Origin of the sequence: Streptomyces sp. NBC_01267 (assembly GCF_036241575.1) — a bacterium.
In the GTDB taxonomy this organism is placed as follows: Bacteria; Actinomycetota; Actinomycetes; order Streptomycetales; family Streptomycetaceae; genus Streptomyces.
Genome location: NZ_CP108457.1, coordinates 13,838 through 29,812, shown reverse-complemented (window position 1 = coordinate 29,812; position 15,975 = coordinate 13,838). Strand labels below are relative to the sequence as shown.

General features: G+C 67.4%; 18 protein-coding genes. 10 read left to right on the top strand and 8 right to left on the bottom strand.

Annotated features, from left to right (window positions below; translation table 11 throughout):
* Positions 1-36: 36 nt before the first annotated feature.
* The 7 genes from OG709_RS35760 to OG709_RS35730 all read right to left on the bottom strand — a co-directional run bounded on the left by OG709_RS35760 (position 37) and on the right by OG709_RS35730 (position 5,773).
* Positions 37-2,172, bottom strand: a complete 2,136-nt coding sequence (locus OG709_RS35760) for a hypothetical protein (protein WP_329169415.1) — start codon at positions 2,170-2,172, stop codon at positions 37-39.
* Positions 2,172-2,627, bottom strand: a complete 456-nt coding sequence (locus tag OG709_RS35755) for a hypothetical protein (RefSeq protein ID WP_329169413.1) — start codon at positions 2,625-2,627, stop codon at positions 2,172-2,174. Before OG709_RS35755 ends, OG709_RS35760 begins: the two co-directional genes overlap by 1 nt.
* A 105-nt stretch (positions 2,628-2,732) precedes the next feature.
* Entirely contained in the window at positions 2,733-2,939 is a 207-nt protein-coding gene (locus OG709_RS35750) for a hypothetical protein (protein WP_329169412.1), read from the bottom strand.
* Positions 2,940-3,192: 253 nt separating this feature from the next.
* Entirely contained in the window at positions 3,193-3,402 is a 210-nt protein-coding gene (locus tag OG709_RS35745) for a DUF5999 family protein (RefSeq protein ID WP_329169410.1), read from the bottom strand.
* 32 nt (positions 3,403-3,434) lie between these two features.
* Positions 3,435-3,611, bottom strand: coding sequence for a hypothetical protein (locus OG709_RS35740; RefSeq protein ID WP_329169409.1), 177 nt, complete (start codon positions 3,609-3,611; stop codon positions 3,435-3,437).
* A gap of 557 nt (positions 3,612-4,168) precedes the next feature.
* On the bottom strand, positions 4,169-4,795 hold the full coding sequence (locus tag OG709_RS35735; protein WP_329169408.1) for a hypothetical protein: 627 nt from the start codon (positions 4,793-4,795) through the stop codon (positions 4,169-4,171).
* A gap of 573 nt (positions 4,796-5,368) precedes the next feature.
* A complete protein-coding gene (locus OG709_RS35730) occupies positions 5,369-5,773 on the bottom strand; it encodes a hypothetical protein (RefSeq protein WP_329169407.1) in 405 nt (134 codons plus the stop codon).
* A gap of 207 nt (positions 5,774-5,980) precedes the next feature.
* On the opposite strand from OG709_RS35730, the gene OG709_RS35725 reads away from it, so the two are divergent.
* The 4 genes from OG709_RS35725 (at position 5,981) to OG709_RS35710 (ending at position 12,418) form a co-directional block, all read left to right on the top strand.
* The gene (locus OG709_RS35725) at positions 5,981-6,781 is read left to right on the top strand and encodes a GntR family transcriptional regulator (protein WP_329169406.1); all 801 of its coding nucleotides are present in this window, start codon (positions 5,981-5,983) and stop codon (positions 6,779-6,781) included.
* Positions 6,778-7,302, top strand: a complete 525-nt coding sequence (locus tag OG709_RS35720; protein ID WP_329169404.1) for a GNAT family N-acetyltransferase — start codon at positions 6,778-6,780, stop codon at positions 7,300-7,302. The genes OG709_RS35725 and OG709_RS35720 overlap by 4 nt, the downstream gene beginning before the upstream one ends.
* Before the next feature lie 1,578 nt (positions 7,303-8,880).
* Entirely contained in the window at positions 8,881-10,587 is a 1,707-nt protein-coding gene (locus tag OG709_RS35715; RefSeq protein ID WP_329169403.1) for a hypothetical protein, read from the top strand.
* A gap of 181 nt (positions 10,588-10,768) precedes the next feature.
* Positions 10,769-12,418: a zinc finger domain-containing protein gene (locus tag OG709_RS35710; RefSeq protein ID WP_329169471.1), complete on the top strand. Its 1,650-nt coding sequence runs from the start codon at positions 10,769-10,771 to the stop codon at positions 12,416-12,418.
* A gap of 176 nt (positions 12,419-12,594) precedes the next feature.
* Here the strand turns inward: OG709_RS35710 and OG709_RS35705 are convergent, their stop codons facing one another.
* Entirely contained in the window at positions 12,595-12,849 is a 255-nt protein-coding gene (locus tag OG709_RS35705) for a hypothetical protein (RefSeq protein WP_329169402.1), read from the bottom strand.
* Between the two features lie 151 nt (positions 12,850-13,000).
* Between OG709_RS35705 and OG709_RS35700 the strand changes: the two genes are divergently transcribed.
* From OG709_RS35700 to OG709_RS35675, 6 genes are all read left to right on the top strand, one after another.
* A complete protein-coding gene (locus OG709_RS35700) occupies positions 13,001-13,270 on the top strand; it encodes a GntR family transcriptional regulator (protein ID WP_329169400.1) in 270 nt (89 codons plus the stop codon).
* 68 nt (positions 13,271-13,338) lie between these two features.
* A complete protein-coding gene (locus OG709_RS35695; protein ID WP_329169398.1) occupies positions 13,339-13,545 on the top strand; it encodes a hypothetical protein in 207 nt (68 codons plus the stop codon).
* 62 nt (positions 13,546-13,607) lie between these two features.
* A complete protein-coding gene (locus OG709_RS35690; protein WP_329169396.1) occupies positions 13,608-13,832 on the top strand; it encodes a hypothetical protein in 225 nt (74 codons plus the stop codon).
* 203 nt (positions 13,833-14,035) lie between these two features.
* On the top strand, positions 14,036-14,668 hold the full coding sequence (locus OG709_RS35685; RefSeq protein ID WP_329169394.1) for a 2'-5' RNA ligase family protein: 633 nt from the start codon (positions 14,036-14,038) through the stop codon (positions 14,666-14,668).
* Entirely contained in the window at positions 14,665-15,582 is a 918-nt protein-coding gene (locus OG709_RS35680) for a hypothetical protein (RefSeq protein ID WP_329169393.1), read from the top strand. Before OG709_RS35685 ends, OG709_RS35680 begins: the two co-directional genes overlap by 4 nt.
* Positions 15,583-15,719: 137 nt before the next feature.
* The gene (locus tag OG709_RS35675) at positions 15,720-15,959 is read left to right on the top strand and encodes a hypothetical protein (protein WP_329169391.1); all 240 of its coding nucleotides are present in this window, start codon (positions 15,720-15,722) and stop codon (positions 15,957-15,959) included.
* The last annotated feature ends 16 nt before the right edge of the window (positions 15,960-15,975 follow it).

Here is a 15,975-nt window from a genome sequence, read left to right as displayed (position 1 = left end):
TGTGCGGTGTGCGACCCCGCCCGAGAATGACTACTCTCAGTTGCCAGTTTCGAGCGGGGAGCGGATCAGGTCGTACGATCCGTAGCCCTCCTCGGACTCGTCCTTGGCGATAACGCCGTCGTCCAGGAGCTGCTTCTTGAGGCGGTTCCACCAGTCGCGGGCGCCCTTCTTGTTGACCCGCATCCACAGGTCGTTGAGCTCCTTGGGCTCGAAGTTATCTTTGCCTTCGCGCACCCAGGAATCGAGGCGAGCAAAGATGGCGGCCCTGGTGTCGTCGGGGGAGAGCTTCTCCGACTCGTCCACCAGGCCCGGCAGCGAGAACACCGGGGCGTCGTCTGCCGGGGGCTCGATGTCCGTTTCGACGCTGAGGTGGTCGTACGCGCCGGGCTCGGGGTCGGCGGCCAGAATCTGGCGCAGTTCCTCGTCCAAGTCCTCGGTCTCCTTCGCGAGCAGGTCCGGGTCGATCTCCACGTCCTCGTCCTCCTCGTACTCGTCGGCGGTGTACTCGGAGTCCGCAGCGTCGGCGGCGGGTGCGGCCGGCTGCTGGGGGAAAGCCCCGGCGCCGTCCGTGTCGCCCTCGAGGAGCGGGGTCGTGTAGACGGTGCGGTTGGTCCACAGCGCGCCGAACGCGTCGGCGGTGGTGGCGTCCATCGGGGTGCGCACGTTCATGCCCGCGGTGACGGCGGCCGCCAGGGTGGGGCGGTCGGCGTTGTAGGTGCGGGCGGTGACGGCCCAGCGGTCTTCCTTGATGCCCATCCCGGCCGCGTACAGGTAGCCGGGCTTCCTGTTCGCCCAGCCGGGGAAGGCGCCGGCGTCGATCGCCTCGGGCGGCAGGACGTACTGGGCTTCCGCGCCGTCGGACAGGCCGTAGGCCATACCGGCGGGGTGGTTGGAGCGTGCCGTGGTGTCCATCTGATCGTGCGTGGCGCGCTGGATGGAGGAGAGGAACCAGCCGCCGGTGGAGCGCAGGGTGCGCAGCACCTTGCTGTACGCCTCGCCGTCGGCGAAGTCGGCTGCTTCCTCACCGATGATCAGGAGGAAGTTCAGGCCGCAGCCCGGCTTCCACTTCGAGAGGCCCTTGGCGGCGAGGTAGTCGCCGCGGGCCTTGATGACGGTGTGCATCTGCTTGAAGAACCGGCGGGCGTCCTTCTCGTTGGTGATCACCATGTCGGCGGCGTGCCGGACGTGCCCGTAGTCCTGCATGAACTTGCTGCAGTTGATGACGATGACGGACACCTCGGTGCGGGTGGCGGCCTCGGTCACGATGATGGAGTTGCCGACCGTCTTGCCCGCGCCGTTGACGCCCTGGGCGACGCAGTGCTCGACGTTCTCGCCGCCCTTGACCTCCTGCGGGTCGCTCAGGATGCCGGGCAGGTTGAGCTTGAGCGTCTCGCCGTCCTCGTACCGTCCGAGGTTGATCGGCATGTCGCCGAACCCGGCGCCGAACGCGCTCGGGCCGGGCCAGGCGAAGCCCTCCTTCAGGAGGTCGGCGACCTGGACGCGCATGGTGATCAGTGAGGCGTCGTCGTCGTCGACGATGTGGGTGATGCGGCCGGACCCGAGCTTGAGCGCGGAGGTCATGGCGGGGATACGGCGGGCGAACTCGTCCGCCGTAGCCCCGTCCTTCGCCTCGATCTTGGCGACGACCGTGCCCTTGCCGTTGGACTTGGCCTCCTGGAGCTCGTGCTTGGCCAGGCCGATCTCGGATTCGAGCTTGTCCCACTTGCTGTTGGTCTTCTCGCCCGCGCCCTTCTTGTGCAGCGCCGACCAGAGGTGGTTGGCGATGCACAAGCCGGACCCGGCAAGCGCCCAGGTGCCCATCGTGGCGCTGGTCTCCAGGCCCACCACGGTGCCGAGGGTGATCCCGGCCGTGGTGGCGATGGAGTTGACCTGGTGGAGGTAGCGGACGTCCTTCTCGCGCTTGGCCTTGACGTCCATGTGGCTGATCAGCTTGACCAGGGCCGCGCCGGTACCGGCCAGACCGAGCGCGGCGAGCGCCAGGGAGGCCGGGGTGGTCGCGAGCAGCACGTGGGCGGTCTCGGCGACGATGCAGCCGCCGATGTTGATGCCCCACGGCCCGCCGTAGGTGACCCACGCCTTCTTCGAGGACTCCTGCTCCGCTTCGGTGCGGGTGTCGATCTTCTTCGCTCGTGCGGAGATACGGCGAGCCATCACGCTGCCCTTCCGGCCTCGCCCGGACGCCCGGCGGCGCCCTTGGGCTCGTCACCGATGGAGAATCCAGGCTTCTTCGAGCCCTTGCCCTCGCGCGCCTTCCGCTCAGCCTCGATCTCGGGCTGGATGAAGTGCTTGACGAAGGAGGCGTACATCTTGATGCCGCTCAGCCCGAGGACCTTCGCAGCGGAAGCACCGCCCTTGAGGTGCGCGGACACCAGCTTCGCGCGGATCTTGGACTGGGCACCGAAGGTCCACCACTTGCCCTTGTACTGGGCAAGGATGGCGCCGACCATGTCCGCGTCCATGCCGATCCGCATGTGGAGCTCCATGCCGATCGCCCGCAGGATCCGGGCGTACTGGTAGAGGTCGCGGTCCGTCGTGAACTCGATCTTCTCCAGCTGCTGGATGAGCTGGGAGAGGTTCGAGCCCAACTTCTCGTCGCTGTCGCTCATGTCGGGGTGGGTTCCTTTCGGTCAGAGGGTTGTGCGGGATCGGGGGCTGTCACCTCCCCGCGGTCCCGCACCTCGCGGTGCGGAGCCACGGGCAAGCGGCAGGAGTCACTTGCTGGCGGCAGCGTTGTCGTTGGCGCTGGAGATGGCGGCGCCGATGCCGGTGCCCATGCCGTCGATCGCGGTCGCGAGCGGCGACGTCGCCAGGGCGTAGCCGCAGACGAGCGCGGCGATCATGACGCCCGCTCGCATGTCGGAGCGCCAGAACAGCCAGGTGGCGCCACCGGCGAGCAGGAACAGGGGCAGTGCGATCACGAGGTCCTCCAGGGACGGGGAGTCGGGACGGTGCTCTCCAGCCGCGAGGGCCGAACAGAGCTGGGGAAGCGGGTGCTCCTTCGCTCTCCACCGCCACCGGGCCGCGCTGGGCGGGCCGGTGGCGACTGGGCAACGCAGGACGCTGAGCGGGGTCAGCGGGCCAGGAGGACCGCGGCGATGACGACGAACGGGCTGGCCATGCCGAGCAGGTAGATGAACCTCATGTCGCCTTCTTCCGGGAGGTGTTGACAGGTCAGGCCGCGATGGCGATGCCGCTGGTGAGCGGCCGGTGCGGGGCGACGACCCGTCCGTCGGGGAGCACCTCGCCGGTGTCCTCGAAGGTCAGGACGCCGTTGCACAGGAGGCTCCAGCCCTGCTCCGGGTGGTGCGCCACGATCTGGGCGGCCTCACGGTCAGGGGCGATAGCCGAGGGGCACTGCGGCTGGTGAAGGCATGCAGTCATGGCAGTCATGTGAGTCCCTCTTCGTTGAGGTGTCAGGGGTTGCGCTGGTGCTGGAGGTAGGCGTCCTGGAGCCGGGCGAACCGCTCGACAAGTTGCGCGCCGGCCGGGCAGGGACGCCGGGTGCGGCAGTTCGTGCAGTTGGTGCGGTGAGCTGCCCAGGCGGTATGTGCCGCCATGTAGCGGGCGTACAGGTCGTCAGGTCGGGCCACGGCGGTCTTCCTGCGGGATGGGGTGGGTGTCTCTGACGGGATGGCCTGCGTCCCACGCGGTCGAGGCCGCTGTTGCTGCGGCGGCGAGCAGGATGTGGGTCGTCGGGTGGGCCAGCCCGCGGGTGCTGATCGCCCGGACCGCCCGGTGTTGAGCGGTCCGGGCACGGCGTATGCCGGGCGTCTCCACCGTTGGTCAGCCGTTCTTCCCGGAGTTGCCCTGCGACTGCCGGTTGGCCTCAGCCACTTTGCGCTCCATCTCCGCGCGTTCGGCGTCCGTCATCGCTGACCACCGCCGTTCTGGGCCTTGCGGCGGTCGGCCTCCTCCGCCCGGCGCAGGGCCTCGTCGGCCTGGTTGCGTGTGATGATGTTCATTGGGCCTCCACTTCAGGTCCTGACAGCCCCGGGGGTGCGATCCTCGGGGCTGTCGTTGTGGTGCGGGACGGTCTGTCCAGCTCCCCGTCACCGCCCGTCCCGGCCCGGGGGCTGGTGCGAGCGGATCAGGCAACCGTCAGGCCTCCGAACTGCCCAAAGGCAGGACGGTGAGCGGCAGTTGTGAGTCAGAACTCCTTGACGGTGCCGTTGCCGGCCGAAGCCCGGACGTCCAGGTCGCTGCGGTTGCGGACGCCGTAGAGCTTGACGCTGCCGTTGTCTGCCTCGGCCTCGATGCGGCCGACGGTCTCGGCCTTGACGGAGCCGTTGGTGGCCTCGGCCTTCAGCGCGGCGAGAACGCCGTATGTGTGGATGCTGCCGTTCTCGCTGATGTACTTGACGCCCGACCTGGCGGGCAGCGTGACGAGTACCTCGACGCCCGTCGAACCGATGACCGTGGTTCCCTGGCCGCTGAAGGTGACGCCGTTGATTTGCATGGTGGAGTAGCTGTTCCCGCTGACGAACACGCCGCCGTGGTTGAACTGCTGCGTGGTGGGCGGGATCGGCGGGACGACGATGGTCAGCCGCTCCGCGGTCTGGTGGATGCGGGTGTTCTTCACAGCCTTGGCGACCGGACCCGTCGGGTCGTCGGTGCGGACCTGGACACGAGCGACGGTCGCGGCCGGGTCGACGGTGACGTGCACAGTGCCGTCCGGGCAGGTGATGTCCGCGAGGACCGGTCCGGTGTAGCTGCCGGCGCCGGTGAAGACGTGCTCGGGGCTGTTGTCCTGCTTGGTGAGCTCGGTGCCGATCATGTGCGCGTCCTTCCATAGGGCGGCGGGGAATCCCAGCGCTCTCCACCGCTCACCGGAACCGCCCCGGGAAGGGCGGGGCGGTGAGCGACTGGGCAGCACGGGGCTGCAAACAGGGGGCGCGGCCTCTGCCGCCGCGCTGCTCGCCTTGTTGTGCTGGAGGGAAGCGAGGTGCCCTCAGTCCCGACGCGCCTCCTCGCCTCGGCTGGGACCGGGTGCCGAGGGTCTGGGAGTGTGTCGCGTCGTTCTTTTACGTCGTGGGGATGTCGGCCCTCCGTGCTCGCCATCAGTAATGAGCGCCTGACGGGTCATCGCACGTGCCGACTGCCACCACCAGGGGTAATGGCGCCTCACGACGGGTTTCCACTCACCCCGGCCGGTGTACTCACGGCCAGTACTGCGGTGGTGGATCACGCTGTTGAGTTCTCAAATAACGGCCGCTTCCTTCGTACTCACCCCTGCGGGGCTTTCCTCCGAGCGGTCAATCAGGGACCGAGGGTCCGGCTCCCTCATCCGGCGCCGCCCGCGGGGGCGGTTCCGGGTGGGGGAGCCGGGTCCGTGAGGACCCGGCTGGAGCTAGGCCGCGAGCGGCAAGGGGTCCGTGGCAGTGGCCAGCGGCGCGATGCGCAGCTGCGCTGCGTAGGGGAGGAGGACGTCGACCAGGCGCTCACGCACCAGCTCGGTGATCGACGGGTCGGCCGCGAGGATGTCCCTCGCCGCTTCCCGCCGCGCCCCGGACTCCGCGATGACCTCGTCGCGCGCCTTGGTCTTGCCCTTCGTCACCGCGGCCGCGGCGTCCCATCGGGCCAACTCGTCCGACGTCACCAGCCCGTACATCTCGAGCGGCGTACCGAAGGCGATGTCCAGGTCGATGTCGCCGAAATCCGGCAGCGCCACGTCGATGGCGTCCAGCAGCTCCTGGGTCTCCGTGTCGAAGTGCTCGGTGGCGAGGCTGGCGGCGGGGCGGCGGGTGACGTTCATGAGGTGGTGCTCCCTTCAGTAGGAGCCCGCCCCGGAGGGACGGGCAAGCAATGACTGGCCACTACGCACCGCAGGAACGATGCGCATTGACCAGACAATGCCTGATGTGCAGAGACTGGCACTCTCAGTCAGGGCTCGTCAAGCCGAACGCACGGATCGTTTCCATTGACTGGACAATGGCGATCTCTGAGGGGTAAACATGTGGCTATGAAGGCGACAACACCGATCTACCAGCGCATCGCGGATGACCTCCGCAAGCAGATCGCCGACGGCTCGCTGCCGCCTGGCAGCAAGCTGCCGACCGAGGCCGAACTTCGAGAGACGTATGGGACCAGCGCTCGTTCGACCGTCCGTCAGGGCCTGACTCTGCTGGTCAATGAAGGGTTGATCGTTCCCCAGCGGCCGAAGGGATACTTCGTCAGGGAGATCCGCCCGCTGGTCTATCGACCGCAAGGCGAGTTTCGACGTAAGCCGCCCGAGGTCGACATCTACGCCCATCTGCTGGCTGCCGAAGGCGACGAACGCAGTCCCAGCCAGGACATCGAGGTCTCGATCGTCCAACCCAGCCGCATCGTGCAGGAGCGTCTCCAGCTCGATGATCGCCAGCTGGTCGCTGCTCGCCGGCGCACCAGGCGACTGGACGGCGAGCCCTACAACCTCAATGACTCGTATGTGGCGCTTTCCCTGGTAGAGGGCACCGAGTGGATGACTCCCCGCGATGTTGCCCGCGGCACCAACCAAGTCCTTGCCGAGCTCGACAAGGAGCTGGTCCGCGCCCTCGATGAGATTTACGTGCGGATGCCCACGCCAGAAGAGGTTCGCCGACTGCAGCTCGGACCTGGAACACCGGTGGCTGAGCACGTGGTAACCACGTTCGCAACCGACGGGGAGCCTGTTCAATGCACCCTCAACGTCGTGCCGGGCGACAGACACGTCATCGTGTACGAGCGCACCAAGAACCCCGACGACTTCGAGCAGCGCCCCCGATCCGAGTGGGGAGCGGAGTGATCATCACCCGCGCCGAAGAGGCAGACCTGCACCGTCTGCTTCGCTTCCGTACGGACAGCGCGGCCTGGCTCGCTCCGCTGGGCATCGACCAGTGGTCCAAGCCGTTCCCTGCTGAAAATATCCTCTCCAGCATCCGCGCTGGCGAGGTGTTCCTGGTGAAGGAGTCGATCGACGCTGATGCGGTTGCGACGATCACACTGGACCAAGACGCTGATCTTCGCCTTTGGACTCCAGAGGAGCGCAAAGAGCCAGCTCGTTACGTACACAAGCTGACGGTCGATCGGAAGTACGCCGGGACCGGGCTGGGTGCGCGCATCCTCGATTGGGCAGGCGACCAGGCGGCGAAGCAAGGTGCCTTGTGGCTTCGCCTCGATGCCTGGACTACCAACCCGCGGCTGCATGCCTATTACCGTGACCAGGGATTTGAGCACGTCCGCACGTCGACAGATCCTGATGTCGTTTCGGGCTGGGCGGCTCAGCGGTCGGCGCTTCCTGCCGACCATGGCCTGGTGACTGCCTAATGACTGAAGTGGCTGTCGATAAGGGCCGGCTATTGCTGGATGGTCGACCCCGAAAAATTCGACTTCTACCGGATGGACGCCTATCGGAAGATGGGCGAGGACCGTATGGCTGAGCAGTTGGCGAACGAGGTAATCCGAGCCCGCACGGACTTCGATGGTGTCGAGCGTGCACCAATACGAATCGCGGAGGCTCGGGTGACGCTCGAGGTCGTAGCTGCGCGCCAAGGTGATCTAGATAGTGCCCTGTTGTTCGGCAAGCAGGCCCTCCGGGGCGACCGCCACTCACTGCCATCCCTGTCGATGGTGTCCAGCGACCTTGGCCAGGTTCTGCAGGCTGAGTACCCGCACGTTCGTGACTCACCTACGCAAACTTCGGGGTGGTCGATGATAGTGACGGCCCGTCTGCCTGCTGAAGATTCAGCTTGTTTGGCCAACCGCGCTCTCAGCCTTCGCTGTAGTTCCGGCAGGTCGGGCAGACTGCGATTTCCCCGCCCCGGTATGCCGGAATCAGGGGATAGGGTTGCGCCAAGCTTGATCGACAACAGCAAAAGCCCCCAGGACCTTGAGCAAGTCCACGGAGGCTCTCGGGGTGGGAGAAGATCCCACCCAGTCGACCAGCCTTCGGAAAGGGAAGGGTGAGCGCGATATGCAGGTTACCCAACCCTGCGGAACTACTCTCGCAGCTAGGCCGTTTGAGCAACGTGATCATGTTGCTCCGGCCGCTGTCGCGCATGCTGACGCCAGCCTCCGGAAGGGGGTTGGGGTGACCTAACGCCACCGGCCGCCGCGCTTGGAGTGGCTCTACCACCCACGACAGCGCATCTGCGGCCCGTCTGCCGCCTGGATTCACCACCCAGGTCGGCCGCTCAGAATCCGGTACCACCCGGTTTCCGAGCTCCGGCTCATCGAGCCCGTTCTTCAACTCAACTGCAAAATCCCCGCCACTAACCAGCGGGACGGCCCCTAACCAAGGCCACACACCACAAGGTCCCCACCACAGGGCCCTCGCAGCACCGCCGCTCCTTCCGGAGCGGCCCTCCGTTGCCGTTACACAAGAACAGGAGGTCGTTGTCATAGTGCACGACCTGGTGTCCCCTTGTCAGCTCCGCCATGGCGTGCGGCGTATGCCACCGGGCCGAATGCCCTTGTGCAACAGCATCCCACCCCAAGGCAATGTGTCCCACATCACACACATCTTTGAGTGCATCCCCCGGTGTATCCCCCAGTCGCGCTGGACGCATCGATGAGCGCGGCCGCCGCGCCAGCCGCCCCACTCGTGCACCCGCTCTCGGTGGTCATCAACAACTACATCGACGGCGGCGTTCGCGAGGTCGTCGTCCCGTGTGGCGGGACGAGTCTCAAGATTTCTGCGGGAGCGGAGACATTGGCCGCGACTTCCCAGCCTCTGTCCACAGGTCGACCGTTGCAGGGTCGGCGGATGGATGAGGAAACACAGGTTCGGACTGCTCCAGACGGGGGTGCCCGCTTCGGCGGATACACCGGCCCGAAGGCGACACAGACAGCGTTGAAATGTTCGGCCCTTGCGGTCTCCACCGCTCCTGCCGTGGCGGTGGCCCGATGAGCTCCCGGGCGGCTGAGGCCGCACAGGGGCCGACCGATGGCGATGGCACGCCGGTTCGCCGGCAGCGGGTGAAGGTACCGATGCGGCTCGTGTCGTCACCGTTCTACGGCGATGTCGCGCTGCCTGTGTACATGAAGGTGAAGGCGCTCGGAGCGCGCCCGGAGGGGTGCGAGGCGAAGGCGGCGACGATCGCCTCGTACTTGGGGCTGTCGAAGGCGTCGGTGGAGCGGGGCCTGAAGCTGCTCTCGTATCCGGCGCCGGACGGCGTGATCGAGCTGAAGTCGGAGCGCCGGACACTGCCCGGCGGCCGTGGCACGTCGGCGGTGCGCATGACGCGGCCGATGAAGCGTGCGGAGTCGTTCGTGTGGCTGCCGGTGGCGGCAGCGGAGGACCTCACGCCCCGGCAGCTGCGCGCGTTCGCGGTGATCGCGTTCGCGGAGCAGATGCGCATCGCGCTGACCGAGGGCGAACTGGCAGGGCACCTGGTGCACCACTCAGGGAAGAAGGCCGGCCAGCCCATCACGGCGGCTGCGGCCGGTGTGGTCGTCGACGAGCTGGAGGCGGCTGGGTGGGTGACGGTACAGCGACGCGCGGGCGCGCAAGGCCGTCACCAGTTCGTCGCCCACGACATCGCTCCGTCAGCCGCTGTGAAGCTCGGTGGACCGGTCGCGGACACTACGCCGGAGCCTGTGGACGATGCTTCGGAGAGTTCTGCAAGTCCGTTGGTTGGTGAGGGATCGGGTCTGTCGGTTGATGAGGGATCCCTCGCGTATAAGGAATCACCTAGGACTGACTCACCTGATGACGGGCGCGCGCTGTTCTCATCCGCCGTAGGCGAGGTACCGGTAGTTGAAGCTGTGGAAAACCCGGCTGACGCGAAGACGCGTACGAAAGCTGATGGTGGTCTCGCGCTGCGCGCGGATGAGAACAGCCAGCCCGTCCTCTCTAAGCCGAACGACGAAAAGCGCAGCAACGGCGGGGGGTCAGTGCGGTTGTCCTACACCGGGCCGCAGCTGGCGATGAGCCAGGAGATCTACGCGGTGCTGGAGCCGGTGCACTGGCTGCTGGCCCGGGTGAACAACCCATTCATGGAGCGGAAGATCGCCCGGGAGGTCGGCCGTCAGCTGGCGGGCGGGATCGACCCGGAGCGGCTGCACCACCGGCTGACCACCCGGTTCGCCAAGGTGCTGGCATTGGACATCCGCGACCCGGGCCGGTGGTTGCTTGGTGTGGCGCTGCCGCGCTGGGGCTGCGGCTACCAGGACTGTGAGTCCGGCGTGATCTGGCGGACTGGCGCAGCCTGCGAGGTCTGCGCCGAGATCGTCCAGGACAAGGCCGACGCCCGGCAGCGAGCCCAGCGCATCGCCCAGGGCCTGTGCCCTGAGCACGGCAGCAGGTCCGGACCGTCCGAGGTCTGCCGGGACTGCGAGCTCCAGCAGGCGATCGACGGGGGAGCCACGCCGCTGCCAGCATCGCGTGAGCCGGAGGGCCCGCCACGCGGCTCCTGCGGCGAGTGCGGGTGCCGGATCTTCCTGACCGGCCCGGCCCGCGAGGACGGGCTGTGCAAGCCGTGCCGCACCGAGCTGGCTGACCCCGTCGGTGCAGACAGTCCCGCCGTGGCGCAGCCGGTGCGTTCCGATGACTGGTCGCAGCACCTGGCCGAGCTCGCCAGGAAGCCGTTGAGCGAGGACATGGCGTCGTGAAGTGACGATCGGCAGACAGCGCATGCCATATAACTCCTGGCCGCTGACCTCAGTTCGTCACTACCCAATGATCGCGGCCGCGCCGCCCGCCCAGCAGTAATCCCGATTAATGAGCGGTTGCGTTGGAATCGGCGTCGCCAACAGACTGGCTGGCAAGATGCGTTGGGGGAGGGGTGTGCTGATGGTGGACGACAGGCGGCAGATCCAGACGGCAGTCCTGGGCGGTGTGGACTCCGACGAGCCGCTCATGCTGCCGCTCGAGGCGATCGAGCTGGACGCGTTCCGGCAGCGACACGAAGGTGACTCGTTCTGGTGTGGACTGCTGTTGGGCGGCTGCGGCCTGCAGCTGACCACGAAGCTGTACACCGACCGGGTCTGCCACTTCGCCCACCACCCCGGCCCCGACGGACATCCCCACGTGTGCGGGCGCCGGGCCCGCGGCGTCTCCAGCGCCGACCACCTGTACGTGAAATCCGCGGCTGCGGCGTGGCTGCACCACCGCGGCGAACAGGCCGACTTCGAGTTCACCCAGCCCGACGGGGCACCGATCGGCTCAGTTGTCGACATCCACCTCCCACACCAGCGCCTGCGCATGCACCTGGACCAGACGGTGCCCCCGGTATGGGACGAGGAGAGCGAGCCGGTGCTCGGCCTGTCCGTGCCGGTAGACCGCGACACCCTCATCGAGCGCTGGTACGTGCACCGCATCCGTCTGGACAGCCAGGGCACAACCCGCCAGGTCCGGATCGGAACCGAGGCCTTCGCCCGGCCCACCGAGTGGTTCGGCCTCGAGGACTGCGAGATCACCAGCCGAGGCCTATCGACGCCGGCGGTCCAACAGATCATCCAGGCCCGCAAAACGCCCCCGGCACCGAAGTGGACGCCGGGCAAGAAGCAGGAATCGGCGCAGGACACCCGGGCGCAAGAACTGATCCGCAAGCTGCTCTACGCGCGCCGGACCGAGTCCATCGCCCTGGCGGAGTCGGTGTGCAGCGAGATCATCGGCCTCACGGGTGTGAGCCCGGGTCTGCAGGAAAAGGTGGATGCCGCCCTGCGTCATGGATGCCTCTGGATTGAGAAGCAGGTCGCCAAGCGGCAGCAGTTGTTCGCCAGCCTCGGCCGGGCCGCGGCCGATCGGCGCCACAAAAAGGCCAGCAGGCTTCTGAAGCTCGCCAAGGCGGTCGCCAAGGACGACAGTTCCGAGTCGGAGAACCACGTGATCACGGCGGCCACCGACTACCTGGCCGCCGTCGCGGCGGCCAGGAGCGAACATCTGAACGCCCTCCTCGACGGTCTCAACCGCCTCCCTCGATTCATGGACCCGGACGTTTTCTACGCGAAGGTCCACGCGCTCGTGCAGGCGGCGCATGAGGTCAGCATCAGTCCGCAGCGCCGGGCGCAGATCGACACGTGGAGGGAGCGCGCAGGGCTTCCGGCCGAACCCGGCCAGGGACAGCAGCGACGTGCGCGGGGATCGGGAAAGGGACGCCTTTACCGGCAGGTCGACAGCAAGGGCCGGCTGAAGGGGAGCTGCCCCCGCTGTGGTGCCGGCAAGGGGCTGCCGTGCCTCGCGGACACCACAGCCGATGAGGCGCAGGGCGTGCCCCACGATGAGCGGATGCGGCCGATCATCGAGGAGCGTAAAGAGCGGCAGCGCACGCAGCGCACGCAGCGGCCGTGGCGAGTGTACGAGGTGGCCTGCCCCGACTGCGGTCAAGGCATCGAGGCCCGGTGCACCACCTCGGGGGGCCCGCACCGCTCCCGCGTCGAGTTGGCCAAGGAGTTCACCCGCCGCCACGAGCCCCACCCCGCGTCCAGCGAGCAGCCATAAGCCCTCAGCGGGGCGCCCCGTGTTCGGGCCGGGCCAGCTGAACATCGTCCCCGAAGCACCCGCATACGGTCGCGCCACAGCATGGAAGAAGGGGCGGAGGCAAAGGCACAGTCCTCTTGCTCGCTCGCGGCGCTCTATCTGCAGTCGGCACAAGCCGGAAAGGACATCATCGGGGACTATGTACGACCGGCCCCGGCCCCGCTACCGGTGTGGTGGGAGGTGACGTTGTTCTTCAAGTCGCGCCAGGCGTGCTGCAGGACTGTGGCCGCTTCGCAGTTCACCCCGGTCGCGCAGGAACCAGTACAGCTTTGTGCGTGGTCGAGGAACGCCTTGTACGCGGCGTCCATCCGAATCTTCTTCGTGCCGAGTGCGGCCTGCGTGTGGCCGGGATCGCTTCCCGCGTCCTGCCGTTGCTGCGTAGTCTCATCCATGGCTGCCTGCTTCTTCAGGTGGTCCATACCCCCGGGCCGCGCAATCGGCTGCGGGGGTCTTATTTGAGGCGACCACCCTATAGCGCCCTATAGGGCCATGTGCAGCACTATGTGTGTCCTTGCAGGTGAGGGGGGTTCTACGGTCAGTTGTATGCCTGACGACGACATGCCGGTCATCAATCCCGCCGGCCCGCAGCTGGTGTACGTGGTGGTCGCGGACCACATTGCGCAGCAGATCGCGGACGGCCGCCTGCCAGTCGGAGCCAGGTTGATGGGCGAGCTGGCCATGGCGGAGGCCTACGGCATCGCCCGCATGACCGCGGGCAGGGCGGTGCGGGAACTCCGGGAACGGGGCCTGGTTATCACCGTCCGCGGCAAGGGCACATTCGTCGCAGAGCCCGAGCCCCCGGCCGGCGACTGAAATCTGCGCTGCCCTACCGCCTGACGGCGTTCCGGGCCGATGTCAGACCCGCCGCTTAAGATCCCGGCGTGGCAACTGACGACATCCCTGAAGACCTGATTGCGCTGGAACATTCCGCCTGGATGGAGATTCAGGAAGGGCAGCTGACCGTGGAGACGGCGGAGGCAGTGCGGGCCCGGATCGTGGAGCTCGCCGCCGGGAATCCGCAGCGCCGACGGGAGATCGAGGAGGCGGTTAAACGTCTCGTTCGGCACCCCGAGCCGGAGGATGGCTGACCGCCGGTCGGTGACCGCTGCTGGTGTCGCTGGGCAATCCCGGCCCACGTAACATCGAACGCATGTCCGAATCGCTCGCCGTCGATCGTCTTTACGCCCTCCAGGTCCTGGAGCGGGTACAGCTCCAGGACCTGGAGCGCACCCGGCGGTGGATTGCGGACGCGGAGCGCCAGGCGCAGGAGGAGCAGTACCGGCTGGAGCGTGCCGCGCAGCCGCGGCCGGAGTGGATCGCGCAGGCGGTCCGGGCCGGACCCGTCACCGTCCACACCACGCTCGGGCTGCTCTGAGCGGCTGCCAGGAGGTCGGTAAGGGGTTCAGTGATCCGGGGCGGTGCCGCCTCGCCGGGTGCGGGCGTTGGAGAGCCACACACCGAGCCGCACGGGTGTCCCGTCCGGCAACTCCTGGGGCGTCCTGTTAGAACTAGCGGTCGGGCCGGTGCTCTGATCAGTAGCGTGGGTTGCGCATCAGCCGTACGGGAGGGGCACTACTGGTGGAAGACTTTTATGCCGAGGTCGAGGCACGCGCTCATGCGTGGCCGGCGAACCGGCCGGACCTGCACTGGCACATCCTGTTCGACCCGGCGGTCGTAGAGGAGAAGCTCGTCGGACCGTACCGGGAACTCACCCACCGGCCGGGCCTGGCGCCGGTGGAGGCCCGCTGGGTGCACACCACGGTCATGCACGGCGGGCCCGTCGCGGACTACAAAGACGAGGAGCTCGACACGATCGTCGAGCTGGTCCGCCAGGAGTGCGCGACCATCGCACCGTTCGACCTCACATTTGATCGCCCGGCAATCGGCCGGGTTGCCGTGGAATGCGCGGCACGTCCTGGCGCTCCCGCTCGCCGCCTCTGGCAGCTGACGACCCAGATCGATGTGGATGTCACTGGTGGGCGCAACCCCGTGATGCCTGCCGGGTATTACCCTCACCAGTCGCTCGCATACGGCATGGCGGGAGAGGTACGCGCCGACCGGCGCGCGATGAAAGTCTTGATGTCTGACCACCCTGGCGAACCGGTGACGCTGCGTGCGGACAAGCTCTCGCTGGTCGCCCAGGCACACGACCGGCAGTTCATCACCTGGGAGCACATAGTGGACGTGCCGCTGCTGGGAGGCGGGCAGTGACCGAGGCAGGAGAGGTACGCCTGACCGCGGAGTGCGGGCTGGTGATCGGCAGGTACACCCCGGAAGTGGCGGGGGAGTTGGAGGAGCCGGTGAGCTGCCCGTCCTGCGGCGCGACCACCGGAATCACTCTTATCGCCTTTGGTCGAGATGCCCGCCTGCTGTGCGGGGAGGGCCACGAATGGGCAGACGACCACATCCCTGCCTCGGCCGTGCGGCAGATGATGCACCTGGTCACCACCGGCCAACCCGTCGTTTTCCCCGGCGTCCATCTCCAGGTGATGCTGCAGCCTGTCCTGGACGAGCCACACACGCTCGCCAAAATGCCCCCGGACGGCGAAGGAACTCAGAGCAGCGAGCAGGACTGGTGGGAGATCCGGGCAGGCGTGGCCAACCATGTGCCCGTCTTCACCGAATGCCTGAATCAGGCGCGGAAACTGGCCTTCCGGGCGTTGCCCGGCGACGGCGACCTCTACGCCCGCCTCTACCCGTCCGCGGGCGGGAGTGCCCTGGACGCGCACATGTCCGTGCTGCTGGCCGCGCTCGCGATGTACCAGGCGTCTTACCTCACGAGGGTCGAGCGGATCCGCGAACTGCCACTGGCCGACGTAGCGGCCCTGCTCCGGCCGGGACGCTCCGCAGCGCTCAGAAAGGTACGGCCGCTGGCCGTTGATCCCGACCAGCACGTCCATCTGCGGGTTACGGACATCGACCGGCTGGAGACATCGTCGCCCGATGACTGGGATCGCTGGGCTCGCACCGCTACGGATCTGGTCGCCTACAACATCGAGATCGCGCACCGCTGGCTCAAGGTCCTCCAGCAGGATCGCTACGACCCGGACCAGGACATCAGGGTGTTCCGGCTGGACGACCGCGTTTTCGAGGACGACACCACCTGGTACGCCACCGTCCGGTAGGCCCGCCGCCTACCGGACGGTGCCGCTGTTCCTCGACCGGGCCGCTGCCGTTGAGGACCGGCTACCGTCCTTGCACGGCGGCCTGCGACAATCGAGGCCGGACGGCCTCGCCGCCACGACACACCCGGGAGCCGACCATGCCTGAAGACCCCATCGCCCAGAGCGAGCTGTCCGCGCTGACTCGCCGCTACGAAGAGACGACGCAGAAGGCCGACCGCGAGTTCGGCATCGTCAAGAGTGACCTGACCGCGCTCCGGCTCCAGGTCGGAAACCTGGACCAGAAGCTCGACAACTTCATCGCTGAGCAGCGGAGCGTGAACGCGAAGCTGGTCGAGCTGCTGTCCGGTCTGGTCGGCAAGAACGCCAGCACGGACTGAGCATTTCGGGCCCTGC